Below are 18,696 nucleotides of genomic sequence, written 5' to 3'. Positions count from 1 at the left end.
CTTTGATCGTCTGGGAATGTCTTTATAAACTCTAAAATATTCTCACCCTGAAATATCTTTTCCATATCCTTGTATTTACTATAAATATAAGTGTTTTTTATGTAAGTAACTCGATAATTTTTTTTCTTCTAAAGTTTCAATTCTGGGATTCATTTGAAAATAGGGCGTTTGTATTTATGATGTTCTTTGGTCTGATGGTTCTGATTTGCAAGCCCTGCAATGATTAATTCACGTCTTACAAATCTATTGAAATAATGGTTAAGTGTATGTTTAGTAACAGAAAAAATTAATGCTGGCACCACCTGAAATTGTGAATATCTATTTTATGAATTGTGGATTTATTTTCCTTTAAAATCTATCTTTGACATCCTAAAAAAAAAGATATGAGCACAATTTGGTATGAATGCAAGGTAAAATACAGAAAAACGGATGATACTGGAGCGCAAAAGATCACGACAGAACCTTATTTGGTAGATGCTTTATCCTATACGGAAGCAGAAAGCAGAATTAATGAAGAGATGTCTGCTTATATTAGTGAAGAATTTAAAATCACGAATATAAAAGTGGCAAATTATGCGGAGATACATCCCTTCGAAAATGCGGACCGCTGGTTTAAATCAAAAGTTTCTTTATTGGCGTATGACGAAGAAAGTGGCAAAGAACGAAAGTCGAATATGTATTTATTAGTGCAAGCTAATGATGTAAAAGAAGCTTTTGATAACACCACCAGTGTAATGAAAGGCACTATGGGAGACTATACCATACCTGCTATTTCGGAATCTCCGATTATGGATGTTTTTCCTTATTTCAGTGGTGACGAAGGGGAAATACAGCAATTAGAAAGGTTCAATGCGCTCAAAGCTTCTAAACTTGAAGTAGAAGAAGTAGCAGAAACATTGGATGCTATAGAAGCTAACACTTTATTAGAGGTATAAGTGTTTACTTATAAATAGTAACCATAAAAAACGGCGCTTAATGAACTTAAACGCCGTTTGGTTTTTAGATGGAATGATTTTATTTATCGAATCGCTTTTACAAACTCATCAATTTTTTCAGTGCCATTTTCTGTTAAATGCTGAATGAAAGCACTGCCAATAATTGCTCCTTTAGCAAATTCAGTTGCCTGATTGAACGTTTCCGCATTATTAATTCCAAATCCTATTACTTGAGGGTTTTTCAAATTCATTGCTGCAATGCGTTTGAAATAATCTTCTTGGATGCTTCCAAAACCAGATTGGGAGCCTGTAACACTTGCAGAACTTACCATATATATAAATCCGTCAGAGACGCTGTCAATAAAACGGATGCGTTCATCAGAAGTTTGCGGTGTAATTAAAAATACATTGATTAATCCGTATTTTTCGAAAGCTTCCTTGTATTCGTTGGCATAAACATCAACAGGAAGGTCAGGAATGATTAATCCGTCGATGCCAATCTCTGCACATTTCTTGCAGAAATTTTCTACACCATATTGCAACATTGGATTGAAGTAGCCCATAACCACTAGGGGAATAGTAACTGATTTTCGGATATCCTTTAATTGGTCAAACAAAACTTGTGTTGTCATTCCATTATGCAACGCTTGGGTCGAACTGGCTTGAATTGTTGGTCCATCAGCCAATGGATCGCTAAATGGCAATCCAATTTCAATCATATCGATACCGCTTTTTTCTAAATCCTGAATGATTTGTACGGTGTCGTTTAAGTTTGGATATCCCGCAGAGAAATAGATGGAAAGTATCTTTTTAGTTTCTTGTAATTTTTGATTTATTCTGTTCATTTTTTATGTTTTATCAGATTTACAATCTGTTTTATGACGTTATAGTTTTTGACCAATTTATGTGGTGGCGCTATAAACCCATGCCGTTTGCTCGGATTGCAACTGAACCTGAATTCGTTTGTAATGTATCCCTTCATAACTATCAGCCTGTTGCAGTTGCGCTTCTGTCAGTTCATATAGGATTCCGCTGATGGTATCCTCCTGATTGTGGGTTGGTGTAATAATTGGATACTGCTCTACTCCAAATTCTTCTTCTATATTGATTTCATTTATTACATATCCAACTAGTGTTTCGGGCACTCCTTTTAGTATTCGGCCAAAAATAGTTTCCTGAATGTCTTTATCCTTTAAGGTACCGTAGGCAAATAATTGTTCCATGTTTTCTGTTTTGAAAAATTTAGTTTTAAATTCAAATCTTTTTTATCGTTGCGTTAGAGCTGGAAGTAACTTTTTTTGTCCTCTTTTTAAAGACAAGAAAGAGATAACGTACTGCCGATTTTTTTTAGTGGTAACGCCCCACTATAATTTAAAATAATCAATATAGGTATTCAAATCCTTGTCTCCACGACCGGAAAGATTGATCACTACAACATCCTCCGGTTTGAATTGCATTTCGTCCAAAACCGCAAAGGCATGTGCACTTTCGATAGCAGGAATCAGTCCTTCCATTTGAGATAATTTCAGTCCCCATTGCATCGCCTGATCATCTGTAATCGAGATAAATTGCGCTCTTCCTGTTGCAAATAAATTAGCGTGCATAGGACCTACACCAGGATAATCTAATCCTGCCGATATAGAATAAGGTTCAGTGATTTGTCCGTCGGGAGTTTGCATCAACAAGGTTTTACTTCCGTGAATAACGCCTACTTTTCCCAATGCCGATGTGGCGGCACTTTCGCCTGAATCTACGCCTAAACCTGCTGCTTCGACCGCAATAATGTTCACGTCTTCCTTGTCAAGAAAATGATAGTACGCACCGGCAGCATTACTTCCGCCACCTACACAAGCGATTACATAATCAGGATTTTCACGACCTTCTTTTTCTAACAATTGTTCTTTGATTTCCTTAGAAATTACGCTTTGGAAACGTGCTACCATATCTGGATATGGATGGGGGCCTACGACAGATCCAATGATGTAATAGGTGTCAACTGGGTTGTTGATCCAGTCACGGATGGCCTCGTTAGTGGCATCTTTTAGGGTGCGTGATCCCGAAAGGGCCGGACGAACTTCGGCACCCAACATTTTCATACGAGCTACATTTGGCGCTTGACGCTTGATGTCGATTTCTCCCATATAAACGATACATTCCAATCCCATTAATGCGCAAACAGTTGCTGTTGCAACGCCATGCTGACCGGCACCCGTTTCAGCAATGATTCGTTTTTTGCCCAAACGTTTGGCTAATAAAATTTGTCCAATGGTGTTGTTCACTTTGTGTGCACCGGTATGACATAAATCTTCTCTTTTTAAGTAGATTTTGGTGTTGTATTGTTCTGACAGACGTTTTGCAAAATAAAGCGGCGTAGGACGGCCTACATAGTCTTTAAGCAATGCATCAAATTCAGCCTGAAATTCTGGTTCCGCTGTGATCTTTAAATAATTCTGACGTAATTCTTCCACATTTGGATATAACATTTCAGGAATGAAGGCACCTCCAAATTCTCCGTAATAGCCTTTTTCGTTGACGTTGTATGACATAATTTTATTTTTTATTTTATTTATGCGTAGAGACGCGATGAATTGCGTCTGTACATAATTGTATGTTTTTTAATCCTGGTTCTATTTCAAATTTACTGTTTATATCAATGGCGTAAACGGGTAAATTGGTTTTCGAAATCTCATTTACAGCGGCCATTTCATTAATTCCGATTCCTCCACTCAGGAAAAATGGTTTGCTTGAAGGATACTTTTCTAATACTTTCCAATCGAATGTAATCCCGTTTCCACCAGGTAATTTCCCTTTGGTATCAAAAAGGAAATAGTCACAAACAGCTTCAAATGGCTTCAGTATTTCAAAATCAAAAGTATCATCGACTGAGAATACTTTTATGATTTCAATTGTACGGTCTATTTTATCCTTTAAGTTCAAACAAAATTCAACCGTTTCCTGCCCGTGTAATTGAACAGCTTGCAAATCATATTTTGTTGTTTTTTCAAGAATTTCTTCTGGTGTGGCATTTACAAAAACACCCACTTTTTTAATTGACTTTGATACGGCTGGAATAATACCATCAAAATACCGTGCGGACTTATCCCAGAATATAAATCCCATATAATCGGGTAGGAGCGAGCCTACATCGCGTATATTATCGAGATATTTCATGCCGCAGATTTTGAGTTTCATAGTATGTTTTTTAGCTACTACTTTGTATTCTTTGCCATGAAGGCAAAAACACAAAGTTTAATTATTGTTTATTTTAGCCGAGGCTTTCGAACACTGATGGCAATTGGATTATTTTACAGTTGATTTATAAATTCCATTGCTGCTTTGCCGGCATTATCCGTTTTCATAAAGTTTTCTCCAATTAAAAATCCTTTGTATCCGTAGGGCTTTAATTCATTAATCGCTTCAACTGATGAAATCCCGCTTTCGGAAACTTTTACAAAATCATTTGGAATTTGTGACGCCAATTGCTTGCTGAAATCCAAACTCACTTCAAATGTTTTCAGGTTTCGGTTGTTTACACCAATCATATCCAATGTTGGCATGATTGATTTTTCCAGTTCTGCCTGATTATGTACTTCCAATAAAACTTCCAATCCTAGATTTTTAGCAAATTCTGATAACGATTTGATTTCGTTTTTTGTTAAAACCGCTGCGATAAGCAGAATTAAATCGGCCCCATGAGCTTTAGCTTCCAATATTTGGTATTCATCAACAATGAATTCTTTGCGCAATAACGGAATGTTTACTGTGGCTCTTGCCAAAAGTAAATCGTCTAATGAACCGCCAAAATATTTTCCATCGGTCAATACTGAAATTCCACAGGCACCCGCATTTTCATATCCTTTGGTTACTTCTTCAACTGTAAAACTATAATTTATTTCTGCTTTGGAAGGGGAACGACGTTTGTGTTCTGCAATGATTCCGGATGTGCTGTTTCTTAAATTATTACTCAAAGAAATAGTCTTTTTTGCAAAGAAAACTGAAGCTTCCAATTGCGAAACAGGAATGATTGATTTCTTGAGAATGACTTCCTTTTTTTTGTCAACTATAATTTTATCTAAAATATTCATTCTTATTTGTTTAAATTTTTCTTTGCTTAAAGTGCTCATTATTCGCAATAATCCATTGCTGCAATTGTAAACCTTAAACTGTTTTATTTACTCAATTCCTGTATTGTTTTCAAGGCGGCAAGTCCTTTTCCAGATTGTAAACTTTCCTTTGCTATTTGAAATCCTTCCAGAGGAGAACATTTTGTGACCGTTGCTATTGCCATTGCAGCATTGGCACAAACTACATTGTTTTGGGCTTCGGTTCCTTTTCCAGAAATGATGGAAGTAAATATTTGAGCTGATTCCTCGATAGTTTTTCCACCTTCGATTTCGTTTTGCAATAAAAGGCGAACACCAAAATCTTCCGGATTTAGCATACCTTCCATTGCACTGGTAATCGTTTTTGTAGGTCCGGTCAATGAAACTTCGTCATAGCCGTCCAGCGAATGCAATATGGTAAAATTCACATCAGTATTTTGATACAAATAGGCATACATTCTGGCCATTTCTAAATTGAAAACCCCCACCAATTGATTTTTTGGAAAGGATGGATTAACCATTGGTCCCAACATATTAAAGAAGGTTTTCACAGCCAGTTCTTTTCGAATTGGACCTACGTTTTTCATGGCCGGATGAAATAATGGTGCATGCAAAACACAAATACCTGCTTTGTCGATGCATTTTTCAAGGAAATCAGTGTCATTACTGAACTTGATTCCCATCTTTTCCATCACATTACTAGATCCGGATATAGAGGATACACCATAATTTCCGTGTTTTGCCACTTTTATTCCTGCTCCCGCAGCCACAAAAGAGGCCAAGGTTGAAATATTGAAGGTGTCTTTTCCGTCACCGCCCGTTCCACACAAATCGATAGTGTTGTAGGCTGATAAATCCACGCGGATGCACAGTTCCAACAATGCTTCACGAAAACCGGAAAGCTCTTCTATACTGATGCTTCGCATCATATAAACGGTAAGAAAAGAAGCGATCTGACTGCCGTTATAACTTCCATTGGAGATATTTACCAATACGGTTTTAGCTTCTTCTTGTGAAAGTATTTCGTGATTGATCAGTCTGTTTAATATGTTTTTCATTTTTATGTTGTTTTTGCCACAAAGGCTCAGAGACTCAAAATTTTTACTTTATGATTTGAAATCTGTAAACTAACTCTTTACCCAATTCTCCAATATCTTTTTCCCATTTGGAGTTAAAACGCTTTCCGGATGAAATTGTACACCACGAACGTCGTAAGTTTTGTGACGCAACGACATCACCTGTCCGTTTTCGTCGAATGAAGTGGCTTCCAGGACATCCGGCAGATTGGTGTCAACCACCCAGGAATGATAGCGTCCAACTTCAAATTCGTTCCCTAATCCTTCGAATAAAAGTTCATCATCTACTACTGTTTTTACATTGGTAGCAACACCATGATATACTTTATCTAAATTAGAAAGTGTTCCTCCATAAACTTCGCCTATCGCTTGTTGTCCTAAGCATACACCAAAGATACTTTTGGTTGGTCCGTATTTTTTAATGACTTCTTTCAATAATCCCGCTTCATCTGGAATTCCAGGTCCGGGAGAAAGAAGAATTTTATCGAAAACTGCAATTTCATCAATATCAAATTCATCGTTTCTGTAAACAGTTACTTCACAATCTAAATCTTCGAGATAATGCACCAAATTATAAGTGAAACTATCGTAATTGTCTATGACTAGTATTTTTTTCATGTTTTTATCTTTCGTATTGTCTCTTTCGTGTTGTCTCTTTCGTCTTTTTTTAAATTGTTTCCGCTAAATCCAAAGCGGCATTTAAGGCTCTCAATTTATTATATACTTCCTGCATTTCACTTTCTTCATCGGAACTGGCAATAATTCCTGCCCCGGCTTGGGAATGCAATTGATGATTTTTACTCAGGAAAGTACGAATCATAATAGCATGATTAAAATTACCTTCAAAATCCATAAAACCGATAGCGCCACCATAAAAGGTCCTGCTGGTTTTTTCATAATCTTCGATCAGTTGCATCGCTCTGTGTTTCGGCGCTCCGCTTAATGTTCCTGCCGGAAAAGTATCGGCTACGACTTGCATCGTTGTTGCGTTTGGGTGCAAATGTCCGGTCACTTTTGAAACTAAGTGAATAACGTGCGAAAAAAACTGTACTTCTCTATATTTTTCGACATTGACATTATTACCATTTCGGCTTAGATCATTTCTGGCCAAATCCACTAACATTACATGCTCGCTGTTTTCTTTTTTATCTACAGATAATTCTTTGGCGAGTATCGCATCTTTTTCGTCATCACCCGTTCTTTTGAAAGTTCCTGCGATAGGGTGAATTTCAGCTTTGCGGTCTTTTACAATAATTTGTGCTTCAGGCGAAGAACCAAATATTTTGAAATCCCCGTAATCAAAAAAGAATAAATAAGGTGAAGGATTGATGCTTCTCAAGGCTCTGTATACATTAAATTCATCGCCTTTGAAACCTTGGGTGAATCTTCTGGACAAAACAAGCTGGAATACATCGCCTCTGAAACAGTGCTTTTTGGCCAAAGCTACATTGTGCTTGAATTCGTCATCCGTCAAATTAGAAAATCCGTCTCCTTCTTTCGAAAATTTATAAGAAGCAATATTTCGCGATTGTAATAATTGTTCGATTTCTGAAATGTTATTTCTTGCGTCTAAACTGTGACAGAAAATGTAAGCTTCATTTTTAAAATGATTGATAGCAATAATATTTTGGTAGACCGCATAATAAACATCAGGAATAGAAATACTATTGTCTTTTTTGGCGATAGTTACTTTTTCAAAATAACGAACCGCATCGTATGATATGTACCCAAACAAACCATTATTGATGAATTTGAAATCATTTTTCTCCGATTTGAACTGCCCTGAAAATTCTTGAATCACCTGTGGAATATTGGTGTTTTTTTCGATTGCAGTTTTCTCAGAACTCCCATTAGGAAATGTTTTATAGATAATTTCATTTTCTATTTTTATAGAAGCAATCGGGTTGCAGCAAATATAGGAGAAACTATTGTCACTGCCATGATAGTCACTACTTTCCAGTAATAAACTATTAGGGAATTTATCGCGAATTTTGAGATATACACTTACTGGAGTAATGGTATCGGCAAGGATTTGCTTGTAATTTGTATTTAGTATAAAAGGTTTCAATTTGTATGTTTTTTAATGTTGTGTGATAGTGATAAAATGGGCACAAAAAAAAAGGCCTGTCGTGATGACAAGCCTTTCATATTTATAGTTTAATAATACTATAGGAAGCTTACTTCACGACGACTGACGTAAATTGTTCCACCACCAAGTATTGTTTATTGTTGTTTTCATCATTTTTTTTCTTATGACAAATATATAAATGAATTTCGATTATTCAAAAATAAAAAACCAAAAAAAATATTAAATTTAATGTTTTTTTGTTAAATAAATTTAGGCTAAAAGACTAAATCAACATTTAATTCGAATTCATCGTAAATCGTTTTGTCTCCTAAATCATCAAAATAGCTTCCGGAACCGTATTTTATGTCATATTTTGTTCGGTCTATTTTCAAAGCAGCAGTTGCGGTATTCCCTTTAACAATAAAATCAAATTTTACGGGATTAGTAATTCCTTTTATTGTTAAATCGGCGGTGACAGTATAAATATTATTGCCTTTATCTCCGATACTTTTAAAAACTAAATTTGAAGTGGTGTATTCATCAACACCAAAAAACTCGCCTGATTTCAGATGGTCTTCCAGTTTTATTTTTGATTTTCCGGTCTGATCGGTATTTGTTATTGATTTCATATCTGTGGTAAAATTTCCCCCAACCACTTTATTGTTTTTGAAAATAAGGTATCCGTCCTTAAGTTTTACAGTTCCTTCATGCTGACCAGTTACCTTTTTTCCAATCCAAATAATTTTACTTTTCGAGGCATCAATTTTCTTGGTTTGTGCTTCCACTTTGATAAATGTAAAAAGGAGTATTACAACGAGACTAATTTTTTTTAAATTTTTCATAATGATATTTTTAAGTTAAAAGCCAAGGCTGAATAAATAAACAGTGATCCAAATTTAGTTATCCGAAGTCAAAGTTACAAAAATCAATTCCAAGTTTAATGTACGGAATGGACATATCTTAGTTAATTTTGTTACCAGTTTTACAATATAAAATTATTAATAAATGCATTCCCACAATCCAATGTGTGTAGTAGTTTTTACAGCTGATTTTAATCGAAAATTCATTGGATTGAAAAAAGATTCCGGCAGTTGCTTTTTGCGATTTATAGGAATTAAAAAATGGAACGCTAAAAAAGAAGGTTTAATTTCTTAGGGATATGTTGGCGTTTGTTTTTAGTCTAAAATCAGGTGTTTTTTTAACATTTGCTTCTGAAAACAGATTGGAGTTATTGATTTTAGAATACTCCAGAGAAAAGGAATCATTAGCATACCAATTCATTATTTCGGCATTATTGGCTGCTACTTCACTTTGGATTTTATCAATGCAATTGTTAATGAGTAAATTTTGGAGATTTATTTTTGCTAAATTTTCTGAAAAAGCGGCTATTTTTCCGTCGAGCAGGGCACAAAGTTTAAATCCTGAAATAACACTGTTACGAAGGCTAAAATAGCTTTTGTCTTTAATATAAATAGCTTCTTTAACTAAGCCCTGATTGTTGTCTTCCAAGTTTGCCAAAGTTATATTTGTGGCATTTATTTTGGTTAATTTTTTAGTTAAGTCTGTGTTTTCAATTTTGTCGAAGGAGTCTATTTCAAAACATCGAGAACCGGAAATATCGGATGAATACGGATAGCGAATCGCAATGCTGTTGCTTACATTGCACTGCGCACCTTGAGTAAAATCAAAATCGTCATCAGTTGCCCTGAATGAAATGAGATTGTCAAAATTTACGTCTCCGCCATAGCACTCAAAAGAATCATCATTTGAGAAACTGATTTGAATGAAATTAAATTTAGTTTTTCGTCCGACACCCGCCAATGATAGTCCGTTAAGTTCTTTCAAAGCATTTAGTTTTCTTCCTGAGAATTCGATACGAACATACTTTAATGTTCCAGAATTGCTGTCTTCATTTTCGCCACCATAATGACTAACTGCAGGGTCTAGATTAAAATCTAAAAAACCGACCCCTCCAATTTTATTTATGGGAGCTTCTCCAAGTAGGATAATACCTCCCCAATCTCCGGGTTTTCTGGACGCAATTTCTCTGTTAGAGGTGAAAATTATAGGATCTGTTTCTTCTCCTTCTGCCATAATTTTTGAGCCTTTTGTTATAACCAGTGTACCACATGTTTCAACATCTCCTCTTATTACTGTTCCCGGTTCTATAGTCAATACAGCATTATTAGTTAGGTAAACAACTCCAATTAGTCGATACGTGTTTTTCTTATACAGTTTGAGATCAGTAGTTATTGTACCGGTTAAAATATTTGTTGCATCGGGATATTCTTCAGAAGCAGGTTTGAAATTGGTCCAGTTTTTCATCCAATTAGTTTCACCGATGACTCCCTTTATTTGTTGCCCATTTATGGACAGGTTGTTTAGCAGACCAATGAATATAATAAATAGGGCTTTTTTCATAATTAAAGTTTTTTTGAGTTCAATTCCAGAGAGGAATATGTTTTTATTTTCAAAATTACTTCGCATATGTTAAGACAGTACTGTTTGTATGTTATTTGATTGTTATAATAAGGTCTGGTAAATCGGAGTATTAACTTAGTCTGTAAGGGGCTTTTATTTTATTGTAAAAAGAAACCCCAACAGTTTTTTTCCTGTTGGGGTTTGCTCATTATTTTTGAAAAATATTAGAATATCAAAGCGACATCTAATTCAAAATCATCAGAGATTGCTTTGTCTCCTAAATTGTCGAAGAAACTTCCAGAACCATATTTAATGTCATATTTTGTTCTATCCACTTTAAATGATGTTGCAGCAGCATTTTTTGTAGTTGCAAGATCAAATGTAATTGGGTTTGTTTTTCCTTTGATTGTTAAATCACCAGTTACAGTGTAAACATTTGGAGCTTTTACAGCTACTTTTTTGAAAACCAATGTTGCGGTTGGAAATTTTTCAGTTCCAAAGAAATCTTCTGATTTCAAGTGACCGTTTAATTTTCCTTGGTATTCCCCTTGAAGGTCAGTTGCGGTCAATGATGTCATGTCAACAACAAAAGTTCCACCTGCTAATTTTTTTCCTTTAAAAGCTAATGAACCTGATTTGATGGCAACAGTTCCATTGTGTTGTCCGGTCACTTTTTTCCCAACCCAGCTGATTGCGCTTTTTGAAGCATCCACTTTCTTAGTTTGTGCTGTTACTGATAAAGTAGATAAAACTACTACTACTGCCAATGCAATTGATTTTAAATTTTTCATGTGTTTAAATTTGATTTTAATTAATAATTATAGTGTAATAAATAATTCTTCGTTTGATTTTCTGACTTTTTTGTAATGTTGCGTCGCGTCTTCCTCATGTCTGTATCCTAATGTTGCAATCAATGATGCATTCAGGCCCAGTTTGTTTAATCCTAAGATTTCGTTTACTTGAGCCGGAACAAAACCTTCCATTGGAGTAGCATCGATTTGTAGCTCTGCTGCAGCATTCAATAAATTACCTAAAGCTAAGTAAGTTTGTTTTGCTGTCCAAATGTTTTTAACGTCACTATCTAAAGTAGCAATTTTAGATTTCATAAAGTCGCCATAACCAGATAGAGCTTCAATTGGAGTATTTCTTGTTTCACTTATGTTTTTCAAATAACTATCAATTGTTGTTTCGTCGACGTTAGTCTCATTTGCAAAAATGATTAGGTGAGAAGCCTCAACAATTTGAGATTGTCCCCAGGCTGCTGGCTGAAGCTGCGCTCTTAATTCTGGACTTTCAACGATTATTACTTTATAAGGCTGTAATCCATAAGAAGAGGAACTTAAACGAATGGCTTCTTTTAAAGTATTTAAATCTGCTGGTGTTATTTTTTTGGAAGCATCAAATTTCTTTGTCGCATATCTCCAGTTTTGATTTTCTAAAAATGTATTCATAATTTTAATATATTTAATTTCTGTATTTCTCTAATAAATGATTTAACTGTACTAATTCTTCGTTATTTAATTTTTTTGAAAAAAATTCTTCATGTTCTATTACCTTCGGGTCTAATTCAGTTAAAATGTCTAATCCTTTTTGCGTAATCTGAACTTCAATTTTTCTTCTATTTTCAGGGCAAACATTTCGAGTAACAAAATTTTTCAATAATAATTTATCTACTAATCGAGTTGTGTTACTAGTTCGGGCTAACATACGTTCTTGGATCAGACACATATTTGCGGGATTCCCTTTTTGACCTCTTAATATTCGTAACACATTGTATTGTTCTCCCGATATGTCATACGGCTTCAATATTTCATTGAAATTATCAGTAATAACATTTTGAGTATATAATATATTCAGAATAATTTTTTTTGATATGTTCAATGCTACTGTACTTTTTATTTCATCTTCAATTTTCATGCCTCAATGTATCTCATTTGTCGGTACAAATGTAACACTTTTTATATTTGTATATACAAGTGTTTGTTATTTTTTTGTTAAAATAACTTTAAGATTGTGTAAATAATTGATTTTTAGATGATTGTGTTTTTTTTTGCGTTTTTGTAAAAAATATTTGCCGTTGTTGTAGTAATCTTAATTTATAAGAAAATCCAAATAATCTGATGGATTTTATGCATCCGTAAGAGGTTTTGATTTCATTTGGAGGCATTGCTATTGAGCGCAAATCGGTTTTTTGGTTTTCCCAACGCTTTTGCTGCTTCCTATGATACTTGTAATTGCTTAAAAACGTTACTGTTTAATTATTTTTCACAGAAAAAAAGCGCTGAGCAGTTGTTAAATACTATATTTAAATAAATACATTTAATTCGGTATGGTATTTTTGTTACATTTAAGAGTTCTAATGAATTTTTGATTAAAATTTGATTTTATGAGTATGAAAGAAGCAGAACCTACCTATAACGATCTACTCAAGAGAATGAAAGAGCAGGAGATAGAAATAGATCGGTTACTAAAAAAAGAAGAGTCATTGGCTAGTTTCAAATTTTTTATCGAAGAATCTAATGATTTGGTGTGCATTGTGGGAATTGATGCTTTTTTCAAAGAGATAAACCCCGCTTTTGTTAACATTTTGGGGTATTCAAAAGAAGAATTACTTAACAATTCTTTAATCCATCTTTTGCACCCAGATGATCTTGAAAGGTCGTTAAAAGAGATTGAAAAACTTTCTAGGGGGATACCTTCTGTAAATTATGAGAATAGATTCCAAAAAAAGAATAATGAATTTGTTACCATTCAATGGACTGCAAACAGTATTTCTTCTGAAAATATTTATGCGATAGGAAAAGATATCTCTGAAATAAGAAATACCCAGGAAAAATTAATTAAAAGCGAAAACTTATTAAACCATGCACAAAAAATTGCAAAAATTGGTGCTTGGGAATTCAATTTAAATACAAAAAAAATATTTTGGTCGGATGAACTGTATGCCATTTTTGAAGTTGAAAAAACGATAGATCAAGACTTATTTAAGGAGTATTTAAATCATTTTTCTCAGGAAAACGCTGCATTATTCCAAAGGAAAATAGCACAATTGGTTCTTGATAAAAAGCCTTTTGAAGTCGAACAAAGTGCTGTTTTTTTTAATAATAAAATAAAATGGGTCCAAGAAACTGTTTTTCCCCTATTGGATGATAGTGGAAGTGTATATGCAATCAGGGTGAATACTCAGGATATTAGTTTGAAAAAACAAATCGAAGAAGCGGTTAAAGCCAAAGAACAAGCAGAAGTTGACTATAAACTAAAAGTAATCGAAGAAGAAAGCAATGCTAAGTTTAAGAATTATTTAGAAAATGCACCGGATGGCGTTTTTGTCTTGGATGAAAAAGGAAATTACTTAGATGTAAACCATGCGGCAACAGTATTGACCGGCTACTCAAAAGAGGAACTGTTAACAATGAAGTTTGGAGATTTATCAACCGTCGATTCACTTGAAGATTATTTTAAGGAGTTCCGAAATCTTTTAGATAATGGAATTGCAAAAAAAGAAATTAAAGCGATTCATAAAAACGGAGCCATTAAATGGTGGTCCGTTGAAGCTGTAAAACTGTCGGAAAATCGTTTTCTGGGTTTTGTTAAAGATAGTACGGAGAGTAAAAAAGTAATTGAAACGTTAAAAGAAGAAAGAGATAAGTTTGCCAAAATTGCGGCTACTTCGCCGGGTCTAATTTATTCGATGCGTCAAAATAAGGATGGTTCTTTATGTTATCCTTATGCTAGTAATGCTGTTGAAGAAATCTACGGATTTACTTATGAAGCTATTGAAAATGATGCTAATACCATTTTTTCACTGATTCATCCTGATGATTTGGACTATGTCATGCAAAGTATTAAGGCAACCAAGTCAAAGTTAGTTCCGCTCAAAGGTAAATACCGTTACCGACATCCAATAAAAGGATTGGTATGGCATGAAATGAACTCTTTGCCAGTCGTAGAACTGGAAGGGACAGTAATTTGTCATGGAATTATTACTGATATCACTGAAAGGGTAGAAGCAGAACAAAAACTTATTAAGGCCAATAGACTTTATTTATTTATAAGTCAGATCAATCAGATGATTGTTCGTACGACTGATGAACAAACGCTTTTTAAGGAGGCTTGCACAATAGCTGTTGAATTAGGGAAGTTTAAAATGGCCTGGATTGGAATGGTAGATGAAGATACAAAAAAATTAATTCCGAGAATGATTGCGGGTGAAGATAGCGGGTATTTTTCTATAATAAAAACGATTTCAACTGAAGATATACCAGAAGGTAATGGTCCTGCCGGAATTGCATGCAGAGAAGCGAAATATGTCGTTTGCAATGACATTCAGAATGATTCTATGATGCTGCCATGGAAAGAAGAAGCTTTAGAGCGGGGCTATTTTTCGTCCATGGCTGTGCCAATAAAAAAATTAGGAAAAGTAATAGGTGTTTTTTCTTTTTTTGCTGGTGAAAAAAACTTTTTTGACGCTGAGGAAATTGCATTATTGGAAGAGGCAACTGGTGATGTGAATTTTGCGCTGGAGGTATTTGAAAAAGAAGCTTTGCGCAAAAAAGCCGAAGAGGCAGTTTTTGAAAGCGAAGAACGCTATCACACCCTTACTGAAGTATCGCCAGTAGGAATTTTTTGTACTGATACAAATGGACTCACTACTTATGTTAATCCCCGCTGGTGCCAAATTTCAGGCTTATCTTATGAGAAAGCTTTAGGAAATGGTTGGCTGACTGCTGTTCATAAAGAGGATAAAAAAATGCTGTTTAATGAATGGGAAAATGCAACTTATAATCAAGAAATCTCGCTGTCAGAATATCGTTTTGTTCGCTCGGACGGGTCAATTTCCTGGGTGATGGGACAGGCGATTCCGGAAAGAAATAGCAAAAATGAAATTGTGGGCTACATAGGCACCATTACTGATATTACGGAGCGCAAAATTGCAGGAGATCTCATTTTAAAGGAAAAACAGCTTTCAGAAACAATAATCAATAATCTGCCAGGTATTTTTTATCTCTATGACGATTCCGGAAAATTTTTAAAATGGAACAAAAATTTTGAATATGTTTCTGAATACAATAGTAAAGAAATAAGCCAAATGAGACCGTTTGAGTTTTATGAAGAAACGCAAAAAGAAAGGATTCAGGAAAGAATAAAATCAGTGTTTGATAAAAAATATTCTGGTATAGAAGTGGAATTGTATACAAAAACAAAAAACAAAGTTCCGTATTATATCAATTCACTTGCTATAGAATATGAAGGGAAAAAATGTTTGCTTGGAATGGGATTAGATCTAACAGAAATTAAAAAAGCAGAGGAAAAAATTAAAATTGCTAATGAACGATTTGAAATGATTTCAGTTGCAACAAAGGATGCTATATCTGAAGTAGATTTAGTGACCGGGCAAAGTTGGAATAATAAAGCATTTACCGAGCTTTTTGATTTTGGTAGCAATGGTGAACCAAGTGCGATTGATACTAGAGTAATATGGCGCTCCAGAATACATCCGGATGATAAAGAAAGAGTCATCAAAAGGCTTGAAGAGACCTATGCTGGTGCAACAAATATTTGGGCCGACGAATTTCGTTTTCAAAAAGGGGATGGTAGTTATGGATACTTTTATGATCGTGCCGTGATCATTAGGGATGAATCTGGAAAAGCAAGACGTTTTATTGGTTCAATGACTGAAATTACTGAGTTGCAGAATGTTAAAGAACAGCTTCTTAACAGTGAAGAAAAGTATCGCAGCCTTATAGAACAGGCTTCGGACGCTATTTTTATCAATGATATTTCGGGGAATTTACTTGAGGCAAATGAAAGTGCCTGTATAATGCTTGGCTATACTAAAGAGGAACTTTGTGCAAAAAATCTGATTGATTTGTATGCGATCGATCAGCTTAAAAGCAGGCCGGTAATGCTTAAAGAATTGCTTAACGGTGAACAAACATTGATGGAATATAATATGTTGTCTAGGGATCAATCGTTGATACCTGTTGAAATTACTGCCAAAATGATTGCTGACGGACGGATAGTAGCAATAGTACGGGATATAAGTGAACGAAAAAAAGCACAAGACGAGTTTAAAAAAATACACAAAAAACTGGAGGCTGTACTTGATGCTATTCCTGATTTGCTATTTGAAGTCGATATTAACGGTAAAATTTATAATTATCATTCCCGTCGGGATGATTTGTTAGCGATGCCGGCAAACTTATTTCTAAATAAAACATTCTCTGAAGTATTGCCTTTAGATGTTGCTAATTTATGTCAATTAGCGATACAGGAAGCTTCGGAAAAGGGATTCTCGATTGGACGGCAATATTCATTGCAGTTGCCGAGTGGCTTGCATTGGTTTGAACTTTCAATCGCACCCATGCAGGAAATTGAAGATCATGAGATACATTTTATTTGTCTGTCTCGGGATATTACCGGTGCCAAACAATCAGATAATGCATTGCTGAAAAGTGAGGAAAGATACCGCGGTTTGTTGAATAATCTTGAGGCAGGTATAGTGGTTCATGCTCCGGATACATCCATTATGGTTAGCAATCAGAAAGCATCAGAATTATTGGGGTTGAGTAATAGCCAAATGAAAGGAAAAACGGTTACTGATTCCGTCTGGAAATTTTTGAATGAAGACAATTCTGCTATGCCGATAGAAAAATATCCAGTTTATCAAATTGTAAAAAATAAAAAAGCAATTAAAAATTTCAGACTTGGAATGAACCGGCCTGAAACGAATGATATTGTTTGGTTCTTAATTAATGGCTTTCCTGAAATCGATTCCAATGGTGAAATATTTGAAATTGTGGTCAGTTTTATAGACGTTACCGAACAAAAATTGATGGAAGAGGAATTGGTTAAAGCTAAAGAACAAGCTGAAACCGCTAATAAGGCAAAGACTGATTTTCTTGCCAATATGAGTCACGAGATCAGAACTCCGTTAAATGGAATCATCGGGTTTACTCATTTATTGATGAAGTCAGATTTAGAGAAAAATCAAGCAGAATATATGACTACCATCAATGAATCTGCAACTTCATTGATGGAAATCGTTAATGATGTTTTGGATTTTTCTAAAATAGAATCTGGAAAATTAGAGTTGGATATTGAAGAAATAAATCTTTTTAAATTAACGAATCAAGTTATTGATTTATTTAAATACCAAGCCAATCAAAAAAAGATAGATTTAACGCTGCATATAGACGAAAACGTTCCTCAATATATTTTTGCGGATTCTGTTCGGTTAAAACAAGTAATAGTTAATCTATTGAGTAATGCTGTAAAGTTTACCAATTTTGGAGAAATACGATTGGATATCAACGAGATATCCCAAGAGGATAAAAAGTGGTCAAACATAAAATTTTCAGTAAAAGATACCGGAATAGGTATAAAAGGAGGCAACAATGAAAAAATATTTAATTCTTTTGTACAAGAAGATAATTCTACAAATCGAAAATTTGGAGGTACTGGACTCGGTTTGGCTATTTCAAATCAGCTTTTAGCGCTAATGGACACTAAATTAGAATTGATTAGTAAATATGGAGATGGAAGCGATTTTTTCTTTGACATTAAATTTAAAAAGGCTAAGCATAGGAAAAAAGTAGATTTACAATCGAATGATGCAAGTAATGAGAGCGCAATTATTTTCAGAGAAATTCCAAGTGATACAAAGATTTTAATAGTCGAGGATAATAAAATCAATATGTTTTTGGCAAAAACACTAGTAAAAAGAATAGTATCTAATTGCACTATTTTTGAAGCTAAGGATGGAAATGAGGCCGTTGAACGGTTTATAAAAGAAAAACCGGATGTTGTTTTAATGGACATTCAGATGCCAACTAAAAACGGATATGAGGCAACTGAGCAAATTAGGAAATTAAAAGATGCGGAAAATATTCCAATAATCGCAATAACTGCTGGAATAATGGTTGGTGATAAAGAGAAATGTCTTGAAGCAGGAATGAATGATTATTTGCCAAAACCAATTATCCAAAGTGATTTGGAAAAAATGTTATACAAATGGTTGTCTAAAAAATAATTTATTTTGAAATTGAAAAAAGTGTTTATTAAATTTAAACACTTTTTTGTTTTTACGGCAG

Annotated in this window: 15 protein-coding genes; 2 read left to right on the top strand and 13 right to left on the bottom strand. The window is 34.4% G+C overall.

The window, feature by feature from the left end:
* Positions 1-383: 383 nt before the first annotated feature.
* A complete protein-coding gene (locus tag ACNQGH_RS19175) occupies positions 384-935 on the top strand; it encodes a DUF4494 domain-containing protein (protein WP_417957637.1) in 552 nt (183 codons plus the stop codon).
* An 83-nt stretch (positions 936-1,018) separates the two neighbouring features.
* On the opposite strand, the gene trpA is transcribed toward ACNQGH_RS19175, so the two are convergent.
* From trpA to ACNQGH_RS19110, 13 genes are all read right to left on the bottom strand, one after another.
* Positions 1,019-1,780, bottom strand: a complete 762-nt coding sequence (trpA, locus tag ACNQGH_RS19170; protein WP_417957636.1) for a tryptophan synthase subunit alpha — start codon at positions 1,778-1,780, stop codon at positions 1,019-1,021.
* 57 nt (positions 1,781-1,837) lie between these two features.
* Positions 1,838-2,158, bottom strand: coding sequence for a gamma-glutamylcyclotransferase family protein (locus ACNQGH_RS19165; RefSeq protein ID WP_417957635.1), 321 nt, complete (start codon positions 2,156-2,158; stop codon positions 1,838-1,840).
* A gap of 141 nt (positions 2,159-2,299) precedes the next feature.
* Positions 2,300-3,481 (bottom strand): tryptophan synthase subunit beta, encoded by a 1,182-nt coding sequence (gene trpB, locus ACNQGH_RS19160; protein WP_417957634.1) that lies wholly within the window; start codon positions 3,479-3,481, stop codon positions 2,300-2,302.
* Between the two features lie 16 nt (positions 3,482-3,497).
* Positions 3,498-4,127 (bottom strand): phosphoribosylanthranilate isomerase, encoded by a 630-nt coding sequence (locus ACNQGH_RS19155; protein ID WP_417957633.1) that lies wholly within the window; start codon positions 4,125-4,127, stop codon positions 3,498-3,500.
* A 113-nt stretch (positions 4,128-4,240) separates the two neighbouring features.
* The gene (gene trpC, locus ACNQGH_RS19150; protein ID WP_417957632.1) at positions 4,241-5,020 is read right to left on the bottom strand and encodes an indole-3-glycerol phosphate synthase TrpC; all 780 of its coding nucleotides are present in this window, start codon (positions 5,018-5,020) and stop codon (positions 4,241-4,243) included.
* A gap of 83 nt (positions 5,021-5,103) precedes the next feature.
* On the bottom strand, positions 5,104-6,096 hold the full coding sequence (gene trpD, locus ACNQGH_RS19145) for an anthranilate phosphoribosyltransferase (RefSeq protein ID WP_417957631.1): 993 nt from the start codon (positions 6,094-6,096) through the stop codon (positions 5,104-5,106).
* Positions 6,097-6,165: 69 nt separating this feature from the next.
* Complete coding sequence (locus ACNQGH_RS19140; protein ID WP_417957630.1) at positions 6,166-6,732, bottom strand: anthranilate synthase component II; 567 nt, start codon at positions 6,730-6,732, stop codon at positions 6,166-6,168.
* A 49-nt stretch (positions 6,733-6,781) separates the two neighbouring features.
* Entirely contained in the window at positions 6,782-8,182 is a 1,401-nt protein-coding gene (locus tag ACNQGH_RS19135; RefSeq protein WP_417957629.1) for an anthranilate synthase component I family protein, read from the bottom strand.
* A gap of 275 nt (positions 8,183-8,457) precedes the next feature.
* Entirely contained in the window at positions 8,458-9,024 is a 567-nt protein-coding gene (locus tag ACNQGH_RS19130) for a YceI family protein (RefSeq protein ID WP_417957628.1), read from the bottom strand.
* A gap of 301 nt (positions 9,025-9,325) precedes the next feature.
* Entirely contained in the window at positions 9,326-10,603 is a 1,278-nt protein-coding gene (locus tag ACNQGH_RS19125) for a hypothetical protein (protein ID WP_417957626.1), read from the bottom strand.
* Between the two features lie 224 nt (positions 10,604-10,827).
* Positions 10,828-11,394 carry a YceI family protein gene (locus ACNQGH_RS19120; protein WP_417957625.1) on the bottom strand — a complete coding sequence of 189 codons (567 nt, stop codon included), beginning with the start codon at positions 11,392-11,394 and terminating at the stop codon, positions 10,828-10,830.
* A 27-nt stretch (positions 11,395-11,421) separates the two neighbouring features.
* Complete coding sequence (locus ACNQGH_RS19115) at positions 11,422-12,054, bottom strand: NAD(P)H-dependent oxidoreductase (protein ID WP_417957624.1); 633 nt, start codon at positions 12,052-12,054, stop codon at positions 11,422-11,424.
* A gap of 13 nt (positions 12,055-12,067) precedes the next feature.
* Positions 12,068-12,520, bottom strand: a complete 453-nt coding sequence (locus tag ACNQGH_RS19110; RefSeq protein WP_417957623.1) for a MarR family winged helix-turn-helix transcriptional regulator — start codon at positions 12,518-12,520, stop codon at positions 12,068-12,070.
* Positions 12,521-12,989: 469 nt separating this feature from the next.
* Between ACNQGH_RS19110 and ACNQGH_RS19105 the strand changes: the two genes are divergently transcribed.
* The gene (locus ACNQGH_RS19105; protein ID WP_417957622.1) at positions 12,990-18,635 is read left to right on the top strand and encodes a PAS domain S-box protein; all 5,646 of its coding nucleotides are present in this window, start codon (positions 12,990-12,992) and stop codon (positions 18,633-18,635) included.
* The last annotated feature ends 61 nt before the right edge of the window (positions 18,636-18,696 follow it).

This window comes from Flavobacterium kochi (assembly GCF_048286715.1).
In the GTDB taxonomy this organism is placed as follows: Bacteria; Bacteroidota; Bacteroidia; order Flavobacteriales; family Flavobacteriaceae; genus Flavobacterium.
The sequence above is the reverse complement of the archived record's forward strand: the minus strand, read 5'-3'. Positions and strand labels throughout refer to the sequence as shown.

Coding starts and splice junctions, on each gene's coding strand:
- ACNQGH_RS19155 (WP_417957633.1), bottom strand. CDS start 4,127: ATGAAACTCAAAATCTGCGGCATGAAATATCTCGATAATATACGCGAT.
- ACNQGH_RS19120 (WP_417957625.1), bottom strand. CDS start 11,394: ATGAAAAATTTAAAATCAATTGCATTGGCAGTAGTAGTAGTTTTATCT.
- trpD (WP_417957631.1), bottom strand. CDS start 6,096: ATGAAAAACATATTAAACAGACTGATCAATCACGAAATACTTTCACAA.
- ACNQGH_RS19115 (WP_417957624.1), bottom strand. CDS start 12,054: ATGAATACATTTTTAGAAAATCAAAACTGGAGATATGCGACAAAGAAA.
- ACNQGH_RS19130 (WP_417957628.1), bottom strand. CDS start 9,024: ATGAAAAATTTAAAAAAAATTAGTCTCGTTGTAATACTCCTTTTTACA.
- ACNQGH_RS19125 (WP_417957626.1), bottom strand. CDS start 10,603: ATGAAAAAAGCCCTATTTATTATATTCATTGGTCTGCTAAACAACCTG.
- ACNQGH_RS19105 (WP_417957622.1), top strand. CDS start 12,990: ATGAGTATGAAAGAAGCAGAACCTACCTATAACGATCTACTCAAGAGA.
- ACNQGH_RS19140 (WP_417957630.1), bottom strand. CDS start 6,732: ATGAAAAAAATACTAGTCATAGACAATTACGATAGTTTCACTTATAAT.
- trpC (WP_417957632.1), bottom strand. CDS start 5,020: ATGAATATTTTAGATAAAATTATAGTTGACAAAAAAAAGGAAGTCATT.
- ACNQGH_RS19165 (WP_417957635.1), bottom strand. CDS start 2,158: ATGGAACAATTATTTGCCTACGGTACCTTAAAGGATAAAGACATTCAG.
- ACNQGH_RS19110 (WP_417957623.1), bottom strand. CDS start 12,520: ATGAAAATTGAAGATGAAATAAAAAGTACAGTAGCATTGAACATATCA.
- trpA (WP_417957636.1), bottom strand. CDS start 1,780: ATGAACAGAATAAATCAAAAATTACAAGAAACTAAAAAGATACTTTCC.
- trpB (WP_417957634.1), bottom strand. CDS start 3,481: ATGTCATACAACGTCAACGAAAAAGGCTATTACGGAGAATTTGGAGGT.
- ACNQGH_RS19175 (WP_417957637.1), top strand. CDS start 384: ATGAGCACAATTTGGTATGAATGCAAGGTAAAATACAGAAAAACGGAT.